Origin of the sequence: Streptomyces sp. URMC 126, from assembly GCF_051386555.1 — a bacterium.
Lineage (GTDB): Bacteria > Actinomycetota > Actinomycetes > Streptomycetales > Streptomycetaceae > Streptomyces.
In genome coordinates this window covers 1-282 of record NZ_JBPQTX010000792.1, presented here as the reverse complement: position 1 = coordinate 282, position 282 = coordinate 1, and the positions used below count along the sequence as shown (strand labels likewise).

General features: G+C 72.0%; 1 pseudogene. It reads right to left on the bottom strand.

Annotation, left to right across the window (positions count from 1 at the left end):
* Positions 1-282, bottom strand: a pseudogene (locus ACSNOK_RS33945) (SpoIIE family protein phosphatase); the annotation flags it as partial.

Below are 282 nucleotides of genomic sequence, written 5' to 3'. Positions count from 1 at the left end.
CGCACGCTCCCACCCGTCACTCCCCTCCACGAGGAGCCCGTCGGCGTCCGCCACCCACAGCTTCTCGGTGCTCGTCGCGACCAGACTCTCGTAACGCAGCAGCGTCCGGCGCCGTTCCTCGGCGAGGGTCCGGGCGTGCTCGGCCGTGGTGACCTCCCCGGTCACCTCGGCGGCGACGATGAGCACCCCGGACTCCCCCTCGGCCGAGGCGATCCTGGACATGCTGAACGAGAAGAACCGCCGCTCGACCTCGCCGTGGGCGTAGCAGACGGTGACGGGCGC